Annotated in this window: 20 protein-coding genes; 3 read left to right on the top strand and 17 right to left on the bottom strand. The window is 71.4% G+C overall.

The features are described from left to right. Window positions 1-224 precede the first annotated feature (224 nt). The 6 genes from AC07F3_RS09740 to AC07F3_RS09715 form a co-directional block, all read right to left on the bottom strand. Window positions 225-851: a polysaccharide deacetylase gene (locus AC07F3_RS09740; protein WP_479112220.1), complete on the bottom strand. Its 627-nt coding sequence runs from the start codon at window positions 849-851 to the stop codon at window positions 225-227. Window positions 852-1179: 328 nt separating this feature from the next. Next, a complete protein-coding gene (locus AC07F3_RS09735; RefSeq protein ID WP_479112218.1) occupies window positions 1180-2190 on the bottom strand; it encodes an RNA-binding protein in 1011 nt (336 codons plus the stop codon). Window positions 2191-2276: 86 nt separating this feature from the next. Continuing rightward, on the bottom strand, window positions 2277-2474 hold the full coding sequence (locus AC07F3_RS09730) for a hypothetical protein (protein ID WP_479112216.1): 198 nt from the start codon (window positions 2472-2474) through the stop codon (window positions 2277-2279). A 254-nt stretch (window positions 2475-2728) separates the two neighbouring features. Then, window positions 2729-5482 carry an alkaline phosphatase family protein gene (locus AC07F3_RS09725; RefSeq protein WP_479112214.1) on the bottom strand — a complete coding sequence of 918 codons (2754 nt, stop codon included), beginning with the start codon at window positions 5480-5482 and terminating at the stop codon, window positions 2729-2731. Between the two features lie 4 nt (window positions 5483-5486). After that, window positions 5487-6845 (bottom strand): ABC transporter permease, encoded by a 1359-nt coding sequence (locus AC07F3_RS09720; protein ID WP_479112213.1) that lies wholly within the window; start codon window positions 6843-6845, stop codon window positions 5487-5489. Then, window positions 6842-7852: an ABC transporter ATP-binding protein gene (locus AC07F3_RS09715; RefSeq protein WP_479112211.1), complete on the bottom strand. Its 1011-nt coding sequence runs from the start codon at window positions 7850-7852 to the stop codon at window positions 6842-6844. The genes AC07F3_RS09720 and AC07F3_RS09715 overlap by 4 nt, the downstream gene beginning before the upstream one ends. A gap of 352 nt (window positions 7853-8204) precedes the next feature. On the opposite strand from AC07F3_RS09715, the gene AC07F3_RS09710 reads away from it, so the two are divergent. Beyond that, window positions 8205-9431, top strand: a complete 1227-nt coding sequence (locus AC07F3_RS09710) for an FAD-dependent monooxygenase (protein ID WP_479112209.1) — start codon at window positions 8205-8207, stop codon at window positions 9429-9431. A 151-nt stretch (window positions 9432-9582) separates the two neighbouring features. After that, window positions 9583-10539 carry an aromatic amino acid exporter YddG gene (gene yddG, locus AC07F3_RS09705; protein ID WP_479112207.1) on the top strand — a complete coding sequence of 319 codons (957 nt, stop codon included), beginning with the start codon at window positions 9583-9585 and terminating at the stop codon, window positions 10537-10539. Window positions 10540-10560: 21 nt separating this feature from the next. Here the strand turns inward: yddG and AC07F3_RS09700 are convergent, their stop codons facing one another. From AC07F3_RS09700 to AC07F3_RS09685, 4 genes are all read right to left on the bottom strand, one after another. Then, complete coding sequence (locus AC07F3_RS09700) at window positions 10561-12366, bottom strand: B12-binding domain-containing radical SAM protein (RefSeq protein ID WP_479112205.1); 1806 nt, start codon at window positions 12364-12366, stop codon at window positions 10561-10563. 445 nt (window positions 12367-12811) lie between these two features. Continuing rightward, window positions 12812-13597, bottom strand: a complete 786-nt coding sequence (locus AC07F3_RS09695) for a class I SAM-dependent methyltransferase (RefSeq protein ID WP_479112203.1) — start codon at window positions 13595-13597, stop codon at window positions 12812-12814. A gap of 40 nt (window positions 13598-13637) precedes the next feature. Beyond that, window positions 13638-13787 (bottom strand): hypothetical protein, encoded by a 150-nt coding sequence (locus tag AC07F3_RS09690; protein WP_479112201.1) that lies wholly within the window; start codon window positions 13785-13787, stop codon window positions 13638-13640. After that, window positions 13784-14203, bottom strand: coding sequence for an STAS domain-containing protein (locus AC07F3_RS09685; protein WP_479112199.1), 420 nt, complete (start codon window positions 14201-14203; stop codon window positions 13784-13786). The genes AC07F3_RS09690 and AC07F3_RS09685 overlap by 4 nt, the downstream gene beginning before the upstream one ends. A 131-nt stretch (window positions 14204-14334) precedes the next feature. On the opposite strand from AC07F3_RS09685, the gene AC07F3_RS09680 reads away from it, so the two are divergent. Continuing rightward, window positions 14335-14643, top strand: coding sequence for a helix-turn-helix transcriptional regulator (locus AC07F3_RS09680; RefSeq protein ID WP_479112197.1), 309 nt, complete (start codon window positions 14335-14337; stop codon window positions 14641-14643). A 113-nt stretch (window positions 14644-14756) separates the two neighbouring features. Here the strand turns inward: AC07F3_RS09680 and AC07F3_RS09675 are convergent, their stop codons facing one another. From AC07F3_RS09675 to AC07F3_RS09645, 7 genes are all read right to left on the bottom strand, one after another. Next, a complete protein-coding gene (locus AC07F3_RS09675) occupies window positions 14757-14996 on the bottom strand; it encodes a chaplin (RefSeq protein ID WP_479112195.1) in 240 nt (79 codons plus the stop codon). Window positions 14997-15167: 171 nt separating this feature from the next. Further along, entirely contained in the window at window positions 15168-16271 is a 1104-nt protein-coding gene (locus tag AC07F3_RS09670) for a glutamate--cysteine ligase (protein WP_479112193.1), read from the bottom strand. Window positions 16272-16483: 212 nt separating this feature from the next. Next, window positions 16484-16705 carry a hypothetical protein gene (locus AC07F3_RS09665; RefSeq protein ID WP_479112191.1) on the bottom strand — a complete coding sequence of 74 codons (222 nt, stop codon included), beginning with the start codon at window positions 16703-16705 and terminating at the stop codon, window positions 16484-16486. A 100-nt stretch (window positions 16706-16805) separates the two neighbouring features. Continuing rightward, window positions 16806-18350, bottom strand: a complete 1545-nt coding sequence (locus tag AC07F3_RS09660) for an FAD-dependent oxidoreductase (protein ID WP_479112189.1) — start codon at window positions 18348-18350, stop codon at window positions 16806-16808. Window positions 18351-18571: 221 nt separating this feature from the next. Then, complete coding sequence (locus AC07F3_RS09655) at window positions 18572-18757, bottom strand: hypothetical protein (RefSeq protein WP_479112187.1); 186 nt, start codon at window positions 18755-18757, stop codon at window positions 18572-18574. 137 nt (window positions 18758-18894) lie between these two features. Continuing rightward, window positions 18895-20484: a phytoene desaturase family protein gene (locus tag AC07F3_RS09650; protein ID WP_479112185.1), complete on the bottom strand. Its 1590-nt coding sequence runs from the start codon at window positions 20482-20484 to the stop codon at window positions 18895-18897. Then, entirely contained in the window at window positions 20477-20929 is a 453-nt protein-coding gene (locus AC07F3_RS09645) for an SRPBCC family protein (protein WP_479112183.1), read from the bottom strand. The genes AC07F3_RS09650 and AC07F3_RS09645 overlap by 8 nt, the downstream gene beginning before the upstream one ends. Window positions 20930-21086 lie beyond the last annotated feature (157 nt).

Here is a 21086-nt window from a genome sequence, read left to right as displayed (position 1 = left end):
AACGTCCCTCTACTCTCCCCCACTTGAGGCCCGTGTGGCGAGGGTGGCATCTCACCACACGATGGCCGTTGTGGCTCAAGCCCCTCTTGACCAGGCGTGGTGATGGGGGTCCGCGTCGGCCCGGTGGGTTCGGGGGCCGTGACGACGGCGACAGGGGGGGTGCCCGTCCGTCGACGGGCACCCCCCCCTTCAGGCGTCAGGCACCGGCGGCGATTTGCCGTCCGTCACACCCAGATGCGTACCGCCTCCATGCGTCGTGACTGTCCCGTGGTCCCCACGTAGACCGGGTTGCCGGTGACCGAGCCCAGCCAGCCGTACCCCTCCACGTGTGCCTGCGCCCCCACGCTGCCCGTGCCGACCTGGACGCCCAGCGCTTCCATCCGCCGCGACTGCCCGGTGGTGCCGACCGTCACCACGTCGCCGTCGCGGCCGCAGGCCCAGCCCTGCCAGCCGATGTTGGCCAGGTGGGCATCGGCGCACACACCGCCGACACCGCTGGTCGAGATCGCCAGGGCCTCCATCCGGCGGCTCTGCCCGGTCGTCCCCGCCACGCTGCCGTCACAGACCGCCGACTGCCAGCCGATGTCCTGAACATGAGCGGCGTAACAGATCACCCGGGCGTTCGGCGCGAGTGAGGCGCGTGCTCTGGTCGTCGCGGCCTTGAGCTCCGCGACGACCGAGGCCGGCGCCTCGACGGTCGAACCGGCCGCGCCCGCCTGGCTGACGGCAGGGGCCGCGGCCGGAGCCGGGACCGGCTGAGTCTGGGCCTCGGCCACCCCCGTGGCTCCCAGGGTGCCCGCCAGCGCGAGCCCCAGGACGACCCCAACTGCCTTCCCCATGGTCTTCTTCATGATTTTCCCCTCCTTGTACCGACTGGTCGCGCACATCTGTACCGGCGTTCCCAGGAGGGGAACAACCGTTTGGCGCGGCTGCGGCTGAGAGCAGCCCCGGCATGGCGCGCTCCGGGAGCTTGTGCGAACACCGGCACGTGTGCGTCGGCACTGGATGGATCAACTCCACACGTGTCAAGGGAAGTTGGTGGTTCAAGGAGATGTGCGGAGCCTGACCGCACGAAGGGGCCACGGGGCGGCTCAGGAGGCCGTGGCCGCCACCTGTGCCGCGACGGGCGGCCACCCCGGGCGTCCAGGGCCAGGGATCGGCAGCCAGGGTGTCCAACTCTCAGTGACTTCGGGCCCTTCGGTGTCGGAGGGCCCAATGGCGGTCGCTCGGGGTGGGACGGGTCCGCCAGCGTGCCCGCAGGATTCCGTCGCTGTCGGGCATGACGGCGGTGAAGAGCGGCACGCGCTCGTCGGCGTAGACGGACAGGAGCGCGGCTGCCTGGGCCCTCGACATCCGGGCGGTCAGAGCCGGGAGGTCGTCCTCGTCGACGATGGCGCTGTGGATGCGGCCGCCTTCGTCCTGCCAGACGCCTTCGACGAGGCCTTCGGAGGGAAGCGCCCGCAGCACGGCTTCGACGTCGCGGGACAGGGGTGGCCAGACCTCCAGGCGGGCCCTGGGCGCCAGTTCGGCGCGGACCGCTGCGAGGGCGCCGTCGCTGAGGAGGTGCCATCGTGTGGCGCCCTCGACGTACGTCTCTTCGACGAGACCGGCGAGCCCTTCGTCGACAGCCTGGCGCAGGCAAGTCCAGAAGTCCTCGTCGCCGGGTCGCTGGATGCCCTCCTCCTCGTCCTCGAAGCGGTAGGGCGAGGCGTCCAGGGGTTCTGTGAACAGCCCGAGTGCGCCGGCCTGGGCGACTGCTTCCGCGCAGGGCCGGGCGCTGCTGACGTAGAGATACTGGTCCCACCCCACGTGGACGGCGAAGGCGTCCTCGACTTCGAGCCTGCACCAGGCGCCGTTGTCGCGCAGCATGGCCCGCACCAGCTCCAGCCCGATGCCGACGGGCACTACGGCCCCGTCGTGGAAATCGGCGAGGTCGGAGCGGAAGAGGCCGTGCAGTCCAAACCCGTTCGCCGGAGGCTCGACGCCGAAGTGGGCGAGTGAGGGGACTTGCGGTTCCCGTACGACGAGGTGATCGACACCGCTCTCCCTGGCGAACGCCGCGACCGCCCCAAGGTAGGCAGCCTCCACCTCGCCATGGTCGCTGGTGACGTCTTCCGACCCGGTGTAGGCGCCGTGTTCGTCGCGGTCGGCGGGGTCGTACTTGGTGACGCGGTAAATGTGGTTGAGCACGGTTCATCTTCCCGGGATCGCCGAGGGACGAAGGGAGTGGGGTCCCATGGCCGAGCGAGGACGGCCCGGGCGGCGGTGCCCCGCTGTCATGGCCAGGAGATGGTGTCGGCGGAGCACTCCTTGTGGAGTTCGTGGAGTGCGCGCCGGTGAAGCGGGGTGTCGCCGAGTTCGGCCGGCGTGGCCAGGCGGAGGCCGGCCTCTTGGCAACGGTCCAGGTACCCCTGGAACCGCGCCGCGTCGAAGGCTGCCACGTCGAGTTCCAGTTGGACCCGGTCGTCTGCCATGGCGTGGCGCTCCCTTTGGAGTCTGTGGCTCGCCTCGTTCAAGAGGGCGACGCCCCAAGGTCGTTCCGGGTTGCGTGTACGCGGCATCCCTGCCAGGGCCCCGCTTCTTCGAGCAGGCGCAGCCGGTGGGGCACAAGCAAGCAGCTCGCCCGGATCCGCTCCGTCGTCCGGTGACCGGCCGCGCGTGGATCACCCATGGACAGGGGCCCCGGCCGCGGATGACATCGGTCGGGGCCCCTGGTGCAGGTGGTGGGTCAGCCGTCGTTCTCCGCCGACGGGATGTACGCGCCGGGTACGTCCTTGGGTGCGTAGATCTTGTTCTCGCCGGGGTACGGCTGGGTCCAGTCGTGGGTCTCGTACCAGGTGAAGTGGTTCATCTGGGCGGGGTTGGCGAAGTCGGGCTTCGCGTTGGGGCCGGTGAGCCTCTGCTGCGCCTTCCAGGTGTCCCACTGAGCGGCGAGCGCCTGCTTGTCCGCCGGTACCTTCGGCGCCGGCACGGCCGCCGCCCTCGGGTTCTGGGGCGCGGGGGCGTCCACGCCACAGGGCGGCGGCGTCTTGAGGCCGTCGGTCAGCGGGATCCGGTTGGGCAGCGCGCTGAACGGCGTGAGGTCTGGCTTTCCGGTGAACGCGGCGGCCATCGGGCTGGCCGCGCTGTCCTTCTGGTTCATCGGGTGGATCCCGAGGATCTGCTCGATGGTGCGGATCAGCGTGATCTGCGAGTAGTAGTGGCTGTCGACGACGCCGTGCCTGGCCCAGGGGCTGATGATCTGGATCGGGGCCCGGTGGCCGTCGACGTGGTCGAGACCGGCCTGGGAGTCGTCCTCGACCACGAAGATCGCGGAGTCCTTCCAGTACTTGCTGTGCGAGATCGTGTCGATGATGCGGCCGGTCGCGAGGTCGTTGTCCGCTACCTGGGCGGGCGCGTTGGCCGGGCCTCCGGTGTGGTCGCTGGAGAGCCAGAACATGTTCAGGCCCGACGGGCCGTTCTTGGCGAAGTCACGCTTCCAGATCTCGGCCCGGTAGACGTCCGGGACGCTGGTGTCGAACTTCGGGAAGCCGTGCACCGACACGTCGTTGAGCGACGGGATCGGCGAGGAGGAGACCAGGGGGTACGCGGTGTCCTGTCCGGTCGACGCCATGTTCTTGGAGTCGCAGTACAGGTTCTGCCAGCTCGCGGCCGCGGGCTTGGTCAGGAACTCCTGGAACTCGCCGAAGTCGCGCACGGACTTGCCCGCCGCCTGGGCCCCGGTCCACAGGAAACCGGAGCGCTGGTGGCCGAGCGCGTCGTCCTCGGTGTCGTAACTGCGCGCGTACTCACCGGCCGATGACTCGGTGTACTCCGGATCGTCGGCCTGCATCAGCCAGTTGTGGCCCTCGGCCGAGTTCGTGCCGATGTCGTAGGTGTTGTCGTAGAGGCCGAACTGCTGGGCCAGCGCGTGCTGGTTCGGCGTCACGTTCTCGCCGAACTCGGCCAGCGACGGGTCGCCGTTGCCCTTCCCCACATCGCCGTAGACCTGGTCGTAGGTCCGGTTCTCCTTCACGATGAGGAACACGTGCTTGATCGTCGACGGGTCGCCGAGCCGCACCGGCACGGGCACCGGCTTCGCACGGCTCGCGCCGTTGGCCTTGTCGACGGCGCCGCGGGTCCAGCCGTTCTGCTGGAAGACCTTCGCAGTCTGGGACTTGATGACGCGGTCGCTCGGCAGGGTGAACCGCTGCAGGCTCGACGTGGTGTCGTGCGTGCCGTGTCCGGCGGGGTTCACGGGCCGGCGGGCGTCGATGCCGCGGGTGTTGGAGACCACCACCTGGTTGCCGACGGTGGCGATCTCGGCGGGGAAGTAGTCCGTGGGGAGCAGGCCGACGTAGCTGACCGGCTCCTGCGGGCTCGTGTACCGGTAGACCGCGACCGCGTTGGCACGGCCGAGCGTCACCAGCAGATGGCCGTCGCGGGTGAGGGCCACGGCATCGGGCTCGTAGCCGACCGACGCCTCCGGCCACGGCTTGGTGGAGATGGTCTGGACGACCTTGTTCTTCGCGGTGTCGATGACCGATACGTCATTGGTCGCCGTGTTGGTGACGAACAGCGCCCGGTCCTTGGCGTACAGCGCGGTGGGGTGCAGGCCGACGTCGATGCTCCCGACGGCCGCGCCGGGGTGGCCCAGGTCGATGACGCTGACGGTGCCGGTGGTGGTCGCCGCCGTCACCGGGTCGGCCGGCACGGGGGTGTTGTACGAGTTGATCGTGGTGTCACCGGGCTTCGCCGGGCGGCCGCCCTCGTTGCTGACGTACAGCCTGGAGCCGATCCTGACCATGTCACGCGGCGCGTTGCCGACGGCCCAGCTCTGCTGCACGGCGCCGGTCGCCGCGTTGATGGCGACCACCCGGTTCTGCCCGTTGACCGCGGCGTACACGGTCGAGCCGTCGGGGGCGAACACCGCCTCGCCCACCAGGGCGTGCTTGGGGCCGTCCGCCGGGATCTTCACGGTCGTGGGCGCGGCCAGGGTGCCGTCCGGATTGACGGTGAACCTGGTGTAGCCGTCGGTCTGGCCCAGCCACAGCTGTTTGCCGTCGGGGGAGTACGTCGGGCCCTCCTGGCCCACGTCGTTGCCCTTGATGCGCAGGTCCGCCGAGGCACTGTTCCCGACGAGCTGCTGCACCTTCCAGCTCTTGAGGTTCACGATGGCCATCGCGAGGCCGCCGTCGGTGACCGAGGCGGCGAGGTGACTGCCGTCCGGGCTGACCGACGACGACATGATCTTGCCGTTGTTGAGGACGAGACGGTCGCCGTACGGGGCGATGTACTGGTCGCTGGAGATGACCTGGCCACGCGGGGTGACCTGGCCGACGTGGTCGGTTCCGAACTGGTGGGTCTGGGCGAAGGCCGTGCCCGCGAGGGCCAGGGCCAGACCGGCGGCGCCCGCCGTGGCCAGAGGTCTCCGGCGGCCGAGGCGCCAAAGATGCGGGCCGGAGCGCACCTCGTCTCGCCTGCGGCGACGTGTTACCTGCATGGGGTCATCCCTTCGGGGTGGCGGAGAGCAGCTCGACGTTGCCGTCGAACTGCCAGAGCGGGTTCGGCGCGTCCCCCCTCGGGGTCCGCACCAGGAAGTAGCCGTTCACTTCCTTCGGCCCGTCGCCGTCGGCGACGTACCGCCCGTCCGAGGCGACGTCGAGCTGGTAGATGGCCTGCCCGGTGGCCTCGACGTCGGGGAGGTGCCAGGAGACGACGCAGCGCCAGTCGTTGCCGGGCCCGTGGGCGTCGCTTCCGGCCCCGCCCTTGGTGCACGCCGCGGTGGTCTTGAGCTGCGCCTCGGTGACGGGCGGACGGTGGAGCTGCTCGGTCTGCGCGCGGTAGAGGTGGGCGAAGGCCGTGGCGACCGAGCGCTGCACCTTCTCCTGGTCGATGCCGGAGCCGGAGGCCGCAGGCGCCGCGGCGAGAGCGGTGACCGTCACGGCGAGGAGACCCGCGAGGGGCAGGGCGCCGACGGTCAGCGCGCGGCGCCCCGAGCCGTCGTGGGCCTGGTTCGTGAAGTCGCGGCGTACGAACAGGAGATGGGCCAGCGTGGTCGCAGCCGCGGCCCACAACAGGCTGACCGCCACGGCGATGAGGAGGGGGCCGGTCTGGGCCGGGCTGGTGAACAGACCGTTCCACGCGATGAAGGCGTAACCCGGCAGGGCCGCGCGCACCGCGGTGGGCAGTGGCAGCAGCTGGGCGAGCTGCGTGGTGAGCGCCACCAGCGCGGGCAGCAGGAGTCCCATCGGGGAGCGTCCGAGGGCGACGGACCCGAGCAGTCCGATGGCGGCGAGGGCCAGGGTCGGCGCGAGGACGCAGAGCCAGGCGAGCAGCACCTTGGCGGCAGCGTCCGACGAGGACAGCGCGTGCCCGTCGAGGCCGACCAGCGGGTGACCGCCGACGGTGGCGAGCCCGGCGGCGGTACTGGAACAGACGAGACCGGCCACGAGCAGCAGGATCACCGTGAGGCTGGCCAGCGCTTTCGCCGCGAAGATGCGATGCGGTGACCGTACCGCCACGAGGAGGTGGCGCCAGGTTCCGAGCCGGTCCTCCGAGGCGAACACGTCGCCGGCGACCACCGACGTCAGCAGGGGGAGCGCCCAGGTGCCCGCGAAGCCGAGCACCACCAGGGGGCCCGCCCAGCCAGTGGCGAGCATCCAGCGACCAAAGAGGGTGTCCGACGGGAGCGTGCTCTGCTGGCTCACCGCGGCGACGAAGACCGCCGGCGCGGTCCAACAGGCCAGAACCAGCAGGCGGATGCGCCATTGCGCCACGAGCTTGAGCAGCTCGAAGCGGTAGGCGCGCGCCACGGAAACCCGAGGGACGCCGGGCGCGGACCGGGTGGTGACGGCCGTGCTCATCGTCCTGCCCCCTGCGGTTCGGTCCGCCGCCCCGGACGCGGTGAAGGCCGCTCGGGCGTTGGGCGGTCCGGTGGGTCCGCCGACTGCCCGGTGAGGGAGAGGAAGGCGGCTTCGAGCGGTGACACCACGGGTGCGAGCTCGCGCAACGCGATGCCCGCGTGCACGAGGCGGCGTACGAGTTCGTCCAGGGCGGGCACGACGGCGCGGACGACGAGGACGGCGGGGTCGTGGCGCCCCGGCGCGGTGTCGGTGACCGTGACCCCGGTGGTCTCGGCGGCCAGCCGCCGGGCGGCCTGGGGGTCGGAGGTGATCAACCGGTAGCCGAGGGCGTCGTTCTCGGCGGCGAGCTTGCCCAGCGGCCCGGAGAACACGACCCGTCCGGCGGAGAGGATGGTGACCTCGGAGCACAGGGCTTCGAGATCGTCCATGCGGTGGCTGGAGAGCACCACGCTGGTTCCGTCCGCGGCGAGCTCGGTGAGAACACCATGGACGTGTCTCTTCGCGGCCGGATCAAGCCCGTTGGAGGGTTCGTCGAGCACGAGCAGCCGGGGCTTGGTGAGCAGGGCCGCGGCCAGCCCGAGCCGCTGGCGCATGCCGAGGGAGAACCCGCGGGCCCGCTCGTCGGCGACCTCGGTCAGCCCGACCTGCGCGAGCACGTCGTCGACTCCCGCCGCCCGGGCGTTCTGCCCGCGCAGCGCGGCCAGCGCGGCGAGGTTCTGCCGGGCGGTGAGCGCGGGGTAGAGGCCGGGCCCGTCCACGAAGCCGGACACGCCGTCCGCGGCGGCCGGGGTTCGCCCCACCGGGGCGCCCAGGATGTCGAGGCGACCGCTGTCGGGAACGGCCAGCCCGAGCAGGATGCCGAGCAGCGTGGTCTTGCCCGCGCCGTTGGGTCCGGCCAGGCCGTGGATCTGGCCCTGCGTCACCTCCAGGTCGACGCCGTCGAGGGCGACGACGTCCCCGAAGCACTTGGTGATCTCGCGGGCCTGGAGTGCCGGCTGTGTGTCCATGAGCCCCTTCTTCCGACGAACCTCATGGACCCTAGGGAAGGCTCCGCCACGCCTGCAGGGACACGAGGCTGAACGCTGCGGGAACGGAAGGCAAAGCGGCGCCCCACCCGATGGACGTCGCCTCATCTTTCCCACCCCGAAACGTAGCGGAGCCCTCAACTCGCCTGCTACGGCGCAGAGATGAGGATCGAAACGTGTCTGGCTGTCGTGGCCTTCCGTGGTTCACCGGTGCTTGGACGGGACTGGTCTGATCGGGCCTGTCGGTGCGCTGTCGGTGCCCGGCCAAGCTTGTCGGTGTTCTGTCGGTGCCGCTGCCGAGTATGGACCCATCGAACCGATTCGGGAGGTCACCATGACGAACAGCATCCGACCGCACCACTCACGCGACACCACGGTCCTGGTGTCCGGCGCCGGCATAGCCGGAACCGCTCTGGCGTACTGGCTGGCGCGCTACGGCTTCCGCGTCACCGTCGTCGAACGCTCGAAGGACCTGCGGGGCGGAGGGCAGGCGGTGGACGTGCGCGGCAGCGCCCTCCAAGTGATCGAGCGCATGGGCCTGTTGGAGGAGGTGCGGGCCCGGAAGACCGGCCTGCTCGGCATGTCGCACGTGGACGCGGAGGGCCAGGAGCTGCGCCGCACCACCGGATGGACGGCCAGCGGCGGCCCTTCCGACGGCCCCGACGTGGAGATCCTCCGCGACGAACTCGCCGAGCTGGTCGCGCAGGCCGCCGGGACGGACGTGGAGTACCTGTTCGGCGACTCGATCGGCACCCTGGTGCAGGACGACGAGGGCGTCCGGGTCCACTTCGCGAGCGGCGCCGAGCGGCGGTTCGACCTGGTGGTCGGCGCCGACGGCCTCCACTCGGCCACCCGCCGCCTCGTCTTCGGCCCCGAGGCCGACTACCTGCACCCGATCGGCACGTACGTCGCTTCCTGGAGCGCCCCCAATCACCTCGGGCTGGACCGCTGGGAGGTCTTCCACCAGCCCGGACTCGACAACGTGTGGGGCTGCATGGCCATGACGGTGCGGGACAACACCGAACTGCGCGTCTTCGTGGGCTTCTCCTCCGACGAGGCCTACGAACGGCTGTTGCCGCGCGACCCCATGGAGCAGAAGCGGCTCGTGGCCGAGCGGTGCGCGTCCCTGCGCTGGGAGGTGCCCCGCTTCCTGAAGGCCATGTGGGAGACGGACGCCTTCCACTACGACGTGGTGGCCCAGATCCGGATGGACGAATGGTCCCGCGGGCGCGTCGCGCTCCTGGGCGACGCCGGGTACTGCTGCTCGCCGCTCACCGGGCAGGGCACCAGCGTGGCGCTGACCGCCGCCTATGTGCTCGCGGGGGAGCTGCACGCGGCCGACGGCGACCACGAGAGGGCCTTCCGCGCCTACGAGGAGCGGCTGCGCCCCCATGTGACGGCCAATCAGGCTCTGCTCGCCCTGGGCCAGGAGATGCTGGCCGCCGGCGCGGAGGTGCCCGGGCCGCCGACGAGCGAGGAGGCGGCGGTCCTCGACGGGCCCGGCCGGGAGAACCTGGCGGTGTTCCAGGCTGCTGTCGCCTTCGATCTCCCCAATTACTGAGGGGACGTCAAAGGGCCCGCGCCCGTGGAGGAGAGACCTGCACGGGCGCGTCCAACGGCCTTGCGTCAGGAGCTGTCCGGAAAGCGCGGGGGCGTGTGCCGGGCCTTCGTACGATGCCCCGGTAGGCAACGGGACGGCGGACGGGGGCCCCATGGACGCGCAGACCGAAGCCGTCGCGCAGGGCGGCGAGCCCGGCGGCACGACGCACCAGGGGCGCCGGCTCAGGGCCACCGGGGTCGGCGCCCTGGCCGTGCTGCTGTGGGCGTCGCTCGCGCTGTTCACCACGCTCACCGGGCGGATTCCGCCGTTCCAGCTCACCGCGATGGCGTTCGCGGTGGGCGGCATCATCGGGCTGCCCCGGGCCCTGCGCGGCGGGGCGGGGCTCGCCCGTGGACTGCCCGGCGGCGCCTGGCTGCTCGGCATCGGCGGCCTGTTCGGCTACCACTTCTTCTACTTCCTGGCGCTGCGCAACGCACCCGCCGTCGACGCCGGTCTCATCGCCTACCTGTGGCCGCTTCTGATCGTCGTGTTCTCCGCGCTGCTGCCCGGTGAGCGGCTGCGCTGGTGGCACATGAGCGGCGCGGTACTCGGCCTGGGCGGCACCTTCCTGCTGGTCACCGGCGGCCAAGGGGTGCACTTCCGCCGCGAGTTCCTGCTCGGGTACGTGGCGGCGATGGTGTGCGCCCTGGTGTGGTCGGCGTACTCGGTGGCCAATCGCCGGTACCCACAGGTGCCCACGGACATGGTCGCGTTCTTCTGCCTGGCCACCGCGGTACTCGCGGCCGTGTGCCACCTGCTGTTCGAAACCACCGTGCGGCCCGACGGTTGGCAGTGGCTCGCCGTGCTGGCCCTCGGGCTCGGCCCGGTCGGCGGTGCCTTCTACGTCTGGGACCACGGCACCAAGCACGGCGACATCCGGCTCCTGGGCACCCTGTCCTACTTCGCCCCGCTGCTGTCCACCACCCTGCTGATCGCGACAGGGCGTGCCGACGCGAGCTGGCCCGTCGCCGTCGCCTGCGTCCTGATCGCGGGCGGCGCCATGCTGGCCTCGGCGGACACACTGCGTTCGGCGCGCCGCCGACGCCGGGCCGGGCCCCGCCCGTCCTGAGCAGAGTCCGGCCCGAAGAGGTCAGGCGTCCACCGGCCAGGTGCCCCGGCGGACCATTTCGGTCACCTTGTCGGCGCCGTTGGCCCGCACAAGGAGCTCCAGGCGCATGCGCTCGATGTCCTCGGCACTCCACTGGTCGGTGGCCATGGTGGCCTTCTCGTGCGACCAGCCGTTGTCGTAGTGGCGTACGACGTAGTCCTTCTGGAAGTCCCACATCTTCGTGCCCGGCAGCGGGGTGACGATGAACGGGTTCGCGTACGCCATGCCGTGGCCCATGAGCGTGACCGCGTAGTCGATGGTCCGCTCTATCTGATCGAGGGACTCGATGTACGGCGCGGCTCCGGGCCGCTCGGGCGGGTTGACGAAGCCCAGCATGAAACCGCCGGTGACCTGGATGCCGTACTCGGTGAACATCTCCACGATCTCGCCGGTGGCCTGCTGGATGGCGTTGAGCCGGGACTTTCCGGAATGCTCCAGACTCTCCTCGTTGGCGCTCTCCACCGCGAGGTAGACGCTGTAACAGCCGCCGTCGGCCATCGCCTTGATCAGGCCCCGGCAGGTGAGCCCGGCGCGCATGGCGGCGAGCACGTTGCGGAAGTTCGGGTCGCGCCGGTCGGCCTCGTCCATGCCGTCGGCGAACCCGGCGCCCAGGTGCAGCAGGACGAGGTTGAACAGACTCAGCCCGCCCTCCTCGACCCACGGCAGGTCGTGCTTGCGCAGCAGCTCGAAGACCCGCATCGCGTACAGCGGGTCGTGCAGCAGGTGATCGTCCTCGATGAGGACCTCGGTCACGCCCTGCTTGGTGATCTCGGCCAGGTGCAGGTCGAACCAGTCGGTGCCGAGCGCCCGCCACGGGCCGTTCACCATCGGGATGTAGCAGAAGTCGCAGCCGATGTTGCAGCCGATCGTCGAGAAGATCTGCGCCCAGGAGCCGTGGTCGCGCACCCGCTTGCCGGAGGAGTGGTACGCCTGCTCGTACTGGCGCATGTCCAGCATGGCGAAGTCGGGCAGCGGCATCAGGCCCAGCCGCTGGTCGAGGCCCTGCCGCTTGGGCAGGATGCGCATGTAGGGCGACATGGCGGTCGTGCGGACCACCGCTCCGTCACCGCGCCGGTAGGCGATGCCGGGCACGGCGTCGATGTCGCCGCCCTCCTCCGTCAGCGCCCGCAGGAGCGCTGTGAAGGTCTGGTCGGCCTCGTTGATGACGACGTGGTCGAAGGGGGAGTCGGGCACCGCGTACTGCCAGTCGCCACTGGGGTGGGCGCCGCCGGTGACGGTCACGATCTCCGGATCGATGTCCTTGACCAGGTCGGCGAGAGCGCGCGCGTTGCCCCACTGGACGGTGTAGATGCACTGCACCCCGACCACGTCCGGGTCGAACTCCTCGATGAGCGTTCGGAGTTGGGTGTCGTCGAGGCCGTAGCGCACCAGAGAGCTGCCGCCTCCGAGATCGACGTGCCGGCGCTCCTGTTCCCAGCCGGCGAAGGGTGAGTCGACGATGCGGAGGTCGAAGCCGGCGAGGCGGGCGTTGGTGGCTATGCGCAGTAGGCCGATCGGGGTGCCCGCCCGCTTCATGACCTCGAACGTGCCCAGACCGAGCGCCCGAAAGCTGCTCCCTCGCGGAGACGGCTCGACGACCCGGGTGTAGGAGGGCACGAGGAGCAGGACGCGGGGCGCCTCCCCGCGGGCGCGCCGCCGGGTGCCGGAGACCGATGTGCGCAGGGAGGGCGTGCCGAGGTGCCGCAGCGGTACGCGCTGTGGGGCACTGGAGAACTTGACCGAGGGACTTTCGATGAGCACGGGCGAGTGGGAACCGATGCGCGACATGAGTACCCCGTTGTCCGGTCCGATACGAAGGAAGACCTTTGTTCGAGTGTGGCCTCGCGGACCCCGCTGGAGGGGGCCGCGAGGCCAAGTGGCGCGAATCAGCACGCGTGCCGTGCGGGTTGGCCCTCAACACGACCGAAATGCACGCGCCAAGTGTCATGGCCTCGGCCATGTCCTGAGTGGCGCACCGGCAAGTCGCTTGCATACCACAGGAGTTGATCCGGTCGCCCTGCTCGTGATCCAGGCCGGGGCCTGAACCGGGGAGCCGCCCCCGCTGTGCCTCCCACTGATCACGGAGGTGCGGGACGCGCTCGGTCCAGTCGGGGAAGGTCGGCATGCCATGCGAACGCGTCAGGGTGAACGCAGGGTTCGAATACGGACGCCTGAGATGCGCAAGTGGCGTGCCCGGACGTGTAGTTGGAAATCCAGTCGGCCCCGGTGAGGTTCACAACCGCCGGGTACGCAGGACGCCGGTCAGCATGGGCAGGGTGAACCCGCCGCGGGCGGTCTCCGGTGTGCCGGCGAGGAAGGCCCGGATGCGGTCCAGCCTGGCGTCCCGTACGTGCTCCGGCATGACCAGCATGCCGGCCCGCGTCGCCAGGGTCGCCACGAGAGAGTCGGCGGTGCGGTGCTGTCCGTGCGCGAACTCGGCCTGCTCGGGCGAGCCGAACCGGGCGCTCATGCCGGTCGCCGGTTCCGGGAGGTGCAGGGTGGCGGTCTCCGTGCGCCATGCGGCGGGAGTGTCACGCGGGCCGACGGCCGCGCTTTTGCCGACCTGGGCGAGTCCGGCGACCCACTCGACCCGGTCGTCCAGGAGGTTCCACAGGCCGGACAGGACGCCGCCGGGTGCCAGCACTCTGGCGATCTCGGGTCCCGCGAGGGCCATGTCGAACCAGTGCATGGCGTTGCCCGCCAGCACGGCGTCCACGGAACCGTCCGGCAGCGGGATGGCCTCGGCGCTGCCGCTCAGGGCGCGGACATGTGGCAGCGAGCGGCGCAGCTCGGCCAGCATCTCCGGGTCGGGCTCGACCGCGATGACATCGGCGCCCAGCGCCGCCAGCGTGGAGGTCAACTTGCCGGTCCCCGCACCGAGGTCGAGCACGCGTGGACCCGGCGCGTGCTCGATCGCCCAGCGCACCGCGGCCTGCGCGTAGCCCGGACGGTGTTCGGCGTACGCGGCCGCCGCGGCGCCGAACGACGAGGCGTACAGCGCCAGTTCATCCTGATCCATCCGGCCAACGTAACCGTGGCGTGGGGGCCGGGGTGGGGAATCACGCATCCCGTGGGGTACCGCGAACCTCGCCAGGCTCGGCCGTGTGCCGGGCGAGGTCGATGACGGGCCGGGTCTCCAGGGCCCGGCGGAGCTGCTCGACTTCGCGGTGCAGGCTGGCGCCGTCCTTGGCGGGGGAGGGCTCGTTCACGTCGAACGCCCCAGGCGCGCGTGGGAGGGGCGGCGGTCCTTGGGGCGGGCGCATGCGCGGCCCGCGTCGCTGAACAGGGGGCCGGTGTTGGTGAGCCTGAGGAGCCGCTCCACCTGCGGGCCCGCGCCTCGGATGCGGATCGTTTTGCCCTGAGTAAGGGCCCGGTGGCGCAGGCGCAGCAGCACGTTGAGGCCGGAGCAGTCGCAGAAGCCGACGCCCCTCAGGTCGAGAGTGAGCCCCTGCGGCGAGCGGTCGAGCCTCTCGCGCAGGGCGGAGTAAAGGGCCTGCGTGCTGTCGAGGTCGAGGTCGCCTGCGACCAGGACCACGTCGGGCCTGTCGGCGGCGCGCACCAGCAGATCCGCCGAGCGACCGGTCAGGACGCCTGCGGTCTGCGGGAACAGCTCTCGGTCATTCACGGCAGGCTCCCCACGAGGACTCCCGGCTAGGTCCCTACAAATCTCCCCCGCGCACCCCTCACCCGTCAAGGGTTACCGGAAATTGATTTCGTCTTTTTGAGTGCATGAATCGCTCGTCCTATGCTGGGAGGATGGGCGGAGTACCTGAGGCGCACACCGGCTGGACCTTCCTCACCAACCATGCCCGCGTGTTGGCGACCATCGCGGGGGATTGCACGGTGCGCATACGTGACATCGCGGCGCACTGCAGACTGACGGAACGGTCCGTGCAGAACATCATTTCCGACCTGGAGCGCGGCGGCTATCTCACGCACACCCGGGAGGGCCGCTCCAACATCTACCGCGTTGCCCCCGACAACCCGTTGCGTCACCCGGCCGACAAGGCCACGGTCGCCGACCTGCTCTCGGTACTGGCCCAGCACGACAGCCTGCGGTCCTGACTGGGCCGGTAAGGCGTCACTGACCATGACCACCAGCGCCCTGGGCGACAGCGTTCGCGAACGCCCGTGTCCCCGGCGCCGGGCAGGGGCCGGGGGCACGGGGACGGGCGGGATCAGGAGTTGGCGCAGGCGTTGCCCGACGCGGGGTTGAGCAGGGCGATCAGGTCGATCGTGTTGCCGCACACATTGACCGGCACGTGCAGCGGTACCTGGATGACGTTGCCGGAGATGACGCCGGGGGAGTTGCTCGCCGTTCCGGTGGGTCCGTCGTCGGCCGCGGCGATCCCCGCGCCCGCGACGACGGCGCCGCAGGCGGCGGTGACGGCGATGGCCAGCTTGACCTTTGAGAACACGTCAGACTCCTTCGGGAGGGGAAACGGGGTTGTGTTCCCACTGTGTGGTGTCGCCCGTCGCCCCGCACCCAGGGCCGAGCCGTACGGGGTCCTCCCGTGATGCGGCCGGTTCACGGGGCGGCCGACCGGCACATCGCGTACCGACGCGACAGGAGCGCCGGTGAGCGGGTCTCAGTCCGCGAGGGCGGTGATGCGGGCGCATTCACGCACGACCGCTCGCATGCTCTGATGCCGTCGGTAGAGGTCGCGCTGCCGCTGGGCGCCGGTGCCCTGCGCCGTCAGTTGCGCGAGGGTGCTCCGGACCCTGTCCAGGTCGCCGCTGTCGCTCAAGGCGTCCTGGACATGGGAGAGGAGGGCCGCCACGACGGTGGAGGCGGGCTCCGCCCGCATCGTGCGGGGGTCGACCAGTGAGCCGGTCAGGCCCGATCGGGCGGCACGCCAGGCCGCGAGGCGCAACAGCCCCGCACTGACCGGGGCCGGGGGCCGGCCCGCGCGCCACGACGCGGCGGCGGTCTCCACCAGGGCGCGGACAAGGGCGGCGATCAGGACCGTGGTGCTCGGCTGGAGGCAGACATCGGAGACGCGGATCTCCACCGTGGGGTAGCGGGCGGACAGCCGGGCGTCGAAGTAGATCATGCCGTCGTCCCGCAGGGCGCCAGTGGCGATCATCGACTCGACGTGGCGGTGGTAGCGGTCGGCCGAGCCGAACACCTCCGTGGGCCCGGCGGAGGGCCACCTGTTCCAGACCCGGCTGCGATAGCTGCTGTAACCGCTGTCCTCGCCCTGCCAGAAGGGCGAGTTCCCACTGATCGCGGTCAGCACCGACAGCCAGGGCCGGATCCGGTCGACTACCGCGACGCCCTCGTCGTCGGACTCCACCGCCACGTGCACATGGCAGCCGCACGTCAGCTGCTCGCGGGCGGTCAGTCCGAAGTTCTCGGCCATCCAGGTATGACGCTCACCGAGGTCGAGCGACGGTTCCACCGGCACGGGCGAGGTGGCCAGGGCCGCCACCGTGGTGCCTGCTCGCTCGGCGCGGCGGGCTGCCTCCCGGCGCAGCCGAACGATCTCCTCTTCGATCTCGCTCATCGACGTCAGCGGGCTGGTCGCGAACTCCACCTGCTCCTTCTGGAGCTCCTTCTCGAACTCCTCCTCCTGTGGACCGTCCGCTCTTCGGGAGGCGGAAGGCGACACGACGACCGTGGAGAGGGCCAGCACCTCTCCGGTCCGCGCACTCACCATGAGCAGTTCTTCTTCCACTCCGACGGTGCGCATGTCCAGTCTCCGATCCGTGCCGGTGTTCAGCCCTGTCCGTGTGCCCCGTCAGCGCGGAGTCATACGGAAGGGGGGCGGCGGGGCCCACGGTCACGGTGCCCGGGGCGCGCGAACCCGGCGGCCACCGGCGCAGGGGGAGATCCGGCCTCCCAAGTCCGCGTGCGTGGGCGGCACATGAGGCGATGCGCTCTGTTGGGCCGGGCCCTGTCCCGTCAGGACGTGCCGTATTCGTGGGCCGGGGCGCCCTGCCAGGCGATCTCGGGCGAGTCGCCGTCCACCATCGCCTCGGCGTCGGTCGCGTCGATGCCGCTCTGGCGCAGGAACTCGATCAGGTGCCGGTCCGAGTACGCGATGCCGGTGTCCTGGCCGAGGACGTAGACGTGTCGGCCCCCACGGGCCAGGAGCCGGTGTACGACGATGGGCGGCTCGGTCATGGCTCCACCGTGACCCGCCCGGCCGGGCTCCGCATGCCGAGCCCGGGCGGGACAGGTGATCTGCCCGGGAGGGTGCTACGGGTGCCGGGCGGCCGCGGGATTACAGATCTGCGGGGTCGCGCGGTTCCAGCGGTTTCAGCGCCGGGCCCTGGAGGATCTCGCCGTCGATGCCGAAACGGGAGCCGTGGCAGGGGCACTCCCAGGTCCGTTCGGCGTTGTTGAAGGCGACGAGGCAGCCCATGTGGGTGCAGACAGCGGAGACGGCGTGCAGGTTTCCCGCATCGTCGCGGTGGACGGCACACGGTTTGCCGTCGGCGCGCACGACGGTGCCCTCGCCCGGCCGGAGCTCGCTCACCGGTCCGTTGGTGCCGTCCCCGAGGGTGGCGAGGCGGTCCTTGACGAAGTGCTTGCCCGTGTCCCACTGGGCCTTGAGGGCGGCGGGCGCCGTGCGGACGAGGGGGCCGATCCGCCGCGGGTCGTAGAGCTCGGTCCACGGTCGCTCGCCGCCCGTGATGAGGGAGGCGATGAGCTGCGCGGCCACGACACCGCCCGTCAGGCCCCAGCCCGCGAAACCGGTGGCCACATAGACGTTCTCGCCCGCGGTGGGCAGCCGGCCGATGAGCGGGAGGGTGTCGGTGGAGCTGTTGTCCTGTGCCGCCCACCGGTGGGTGACCGCGAAGCCGGGGAAACGCTGCTCGGCCCAGGCGCCCAGGCGGGCGTATCCGGCCTTCGTGTCGTGGCCGTCGCCCGGGGTGAAGGCTTCCCCCGTGACGATCAGCAGCCGGTGCCCGCCGGGCAGCGGAGCCGTGCGCACGGACCGCTTGCCGCCTTCCTCGGTGATGTACATGCCGTCGAGGTCCTGGCCCGCGGGCAGTTGGCCCGCGATGACCAGGTCGCGGTGCTGGGTGAGCCGGGCGGCCAGCAGGGCGTCGTCGAACAGCGGGTGGTGGGTGGCCACCACGACGTGACGCGCCTGGACGGTGATGCCCGATGCCGTGGTCACCCGGCACCGGTCGCCGCCTTCCACGTCGGTGACCCGCGCGTTCTCGAACAGCCTGCCGCCGCGCGCCACGAGGTCGTCGGTGAGCCCCCGCAGATAGGCGAGGGGGTGGAACTGCGCCTGGTCCTCGACCCGGACGGCGCCCGCCACCCGGTAGGGAAGGCCGGTCTCGGTCACGAAGGAGGCGTCGAGCCCGGCGGCCCGGGCGGCTTCCGCCTCGGCACGCAGCGCTTCGACCCCGTCCGGTAGCTCGCAGTAGGTGAGGGCGGGGCGGCGTTCGAGTGAGCAGTCGATGCCGAGGTCCTCGGCCACCTCGATGACATGGCTGAGCGCGGTGCTCTGCGAGGCGGCGTAGAGGCGGGCGGCGTCCTCGCCGTGCTGGGTGCGGAGCGTGGCGTAGATGGCCGTGTGCAGTGCGGTGAGCTTGCCGGTGGTGTGGCCGGTGACGCCTCCCGCGAGCCGGTCGGCCTCCAGCACGATGACGCCCAGTCCGGCGCGAGCGAGCTCCCAGGCGGCGCTGAGGCCGGCGATGCCGCCGCCGACGACCACCGCGTCGGCCTCTTCGTCAGTCGTCGGCGGACCGAAGGAGGGGAAGTCGGCCGTCTGCGTCCAGTAGGACGGGCCGGGGACAGGAAGTGGCTTCATGTCCGCCGACTGCCCGCGAATCCTCGACCCGACGCGCGGAAGGGGGGCCGGGTCACCCGGGTGGCTCTGAACCGGCACCGTCCGGGCGCCGCTGTTCGGCGAGGGGTCCAGAGTCCACCTCCTGGCACCGAAGGGGCGGGCGTACGGCCGGTGACGGTGGCCGGTGGGGGCGCGGGGGATCGCGGCGGTCCGGGCCCCGAGGGCCCGTCCGGACCGGTTGGTCACCCCTCGTTCTCGGTGCGCAGAGCCCGGGCCGCGAGGGCGTCGCGGAGCGCGAACAGGGCGGTGCGGTCCGCCTCGCGTGCGAAGCGTTCGAGGAGCTCGGACGCCGCGGCGTCGCGCTCGCCGTGCATCGCCTCGACGAGCGCGGTGATGCTCCATGAAGAGCGGGAAGGGTCATCGTCCACGGGGTGTCCGGTTCTGTCGCAGAGCAAGGCCGGTGTCGCCCCAGCCACCTAGTCATATCAGGGCGGGCCGGTGCAAAGTGGTCGGCCGCGTCCCGAGCCGCCGCGTAAACCTGCGAGCCCGGCCTCCGTCGCGGGCGTCAGACGCGCTGGGCGCGGTGGAAGAGGGTGTGCAGGCCGTGGGGCCGCAGTGCCGCGCGGGCGGCGTTCGCGCCGGGTGCGCCGTGCACGCCTCCGCCCGGATGAGCCGCCGCGGAGGCCAGGTAGAGACCCTTGATCGGTGTCTCGGGGCGCCCGGTGCCGGGCACGGGGCGGAAGATGGCCTGTTGGTGCAGCGCGGCGGTGCCGTTGTTGATGGCGCCGCGGTGCAGGTTCTCGTCCATGGCCTGGAGCGTGAGCGGCGACAGGACGCGGCGGGCGCGGATGAGCGCGCGGAAACCGGGTGCGAACCGCTCGACCTGCGCTTCGACGCGCTCGGCCATGGCCTGTTCCTCCCGCTCGTCCCACCGGCCGGTGAGGGCGTCGGGCCCGGCGTCGGACGTGATGCGCTGGGGCACATGGGTGTAGGCCCACGCCGATTCCGTGCCGGCGGGCGAGCGGCTGGGGTCCGCCGTCGTCATCTGGCCGAGCAGGAGGAACGGTTGGGCGGGCACCTGGCCCATGGCGATCTCGGAGGCGAACCGGGTGAGGCCGTCGAGGCCGTCGGCGAGGTGGACCGTCCCCGCCCCGCCCGCTTGCGGCGCGGTCCAGGGGATGGGTCCCGACAGGGCCCAGTCGACCTTGAAGGTCGCGAAGTCCCACTGGAAACGCTTGAGGTCGGTGACCAGGCGTCCGGGAAGGTGCTCCTCGCCTACCAGGTCCCGGTACAGAGCGGGCGCCGACACATCCGCCAGCACGGCCCGGCGGCCCCGGACCGTCTCGCCGCCCGCGCAGGTGACCCCCATGGCCCTGCCGTCGCGTACGACGACGGACGTGACCCGCTGCCCGCACCGCACCGTTCCGCCGCGCTTCTCCAGACGGCTCACCAGCGCCCCGGTCAGGGCGCCCGCGCCGCCGACGGGGACGGGGAAGCCATGGCTCTGGCCGAGCATCGACATCAGCCAGCCGAAGCCGCCGCTGGCGGAGGACTCCGGTCCCAGATCCGCGTGCAGGGCGCAGCCGGCCAGCAGGATCCGGCCCCCCTCCCCGGTGAACTCCTCCTCGCCCAGGCGCCGCACGGGCAGCGTGAGGTTGCGGGCCAGTCTGAGCCCGGCGGGGGTGCGGAGCTTCGCGGCCAGGCGGAGCCCGGCACGTACCGGAGGGAAGGGCGTGAACAGGGCCTGGACCAGATCGGGCGCCACCTTGCGCCACATGCCGTACATGTCCTGCCAGGAGTCGCCGTCGCCCGCACCGAACCGGGCCAGCCCGGCCGCGGTGTCCCGCACATGGCGCTCCAGCACGGCGCACCGGCCGTCCGGCAGGGGGTGGGCCAGGACCCGGGGGGCATGGCTCCACCGCAGGCCTTCGGCCGCGAGGTCGAGGCGGGCGAGGACGGGGGAGGCGGCCGCCAGCGGATAGAAGGCGCTGAAGAGGTCCGAGACGTAGTCGGGGTGAACGCCGTGGTCGCTGCGGACCGCGCCGCCGGGCTCCTCCTGCGCCTCCAGCACTTCCACGCTCCACCCGGCGTCCGCGAGGAGGTTCGCCGCGACGAGGCCGTTGGGGCCGGCGCCGATCACCACGGCGTCAGGCATGACGTGCCCCCGAGCCGTCGCGCTCGACGACCTTGGCCAGGCGGGCCAGCATGCCCCGGTGGCGCAGCTGGAGCAGTGCCTCGGTCACGGGGTTGTGCAGGGTGCCGCCCACGCCGCGCAGCGGATGCTCGTCACAGATGACCAGGGTGTCCTCGCCCCAGGGCCGGAGCTGGAGGTGGATCCTCGCGCTGCCGAGGGCCTTGAAACTCGCCTCCAGTTCGAGTTCCTCGCACGCCTGGCTGTGCCGGACCGTCGTCGTGCCGTCGCCCGCCCACGGCCCGATCCGGAGTGTGTAACGGAGCCGCGAACCGGCCTGTGGCCAGGTCTGGTCGATGGGCTCGGACTTGTCCGGCCCCACCACCCAGTCCCCGTACCGTTCGGGGTCGGCGAGGACTGCCCACACCTCGGCGGGGGAGCGCTGGATCAACTGGTGGCGAATGGCCATGAAGAGTCCTCCTCGCCGGTCTACGGCTGTGACGGGCCCGTAGGGCCTGGCGCGCTCGGCGGGGACGCCGCTCGGGACAGGTCCGGCGGACCGCGGGAGCGCCGTGCCGCGATGCTCTTGGACGATTGTTTTGCGTGGGGCGGAACGCCCCTGCTTC

The organism is Streptomyces sp. NPDC045846, from assembly GCF_056431605.1.
Note: the sequence above shows the minus strand (reverse complement) of the source record. Positions and strands in the feature narration are given on the sequence as shown.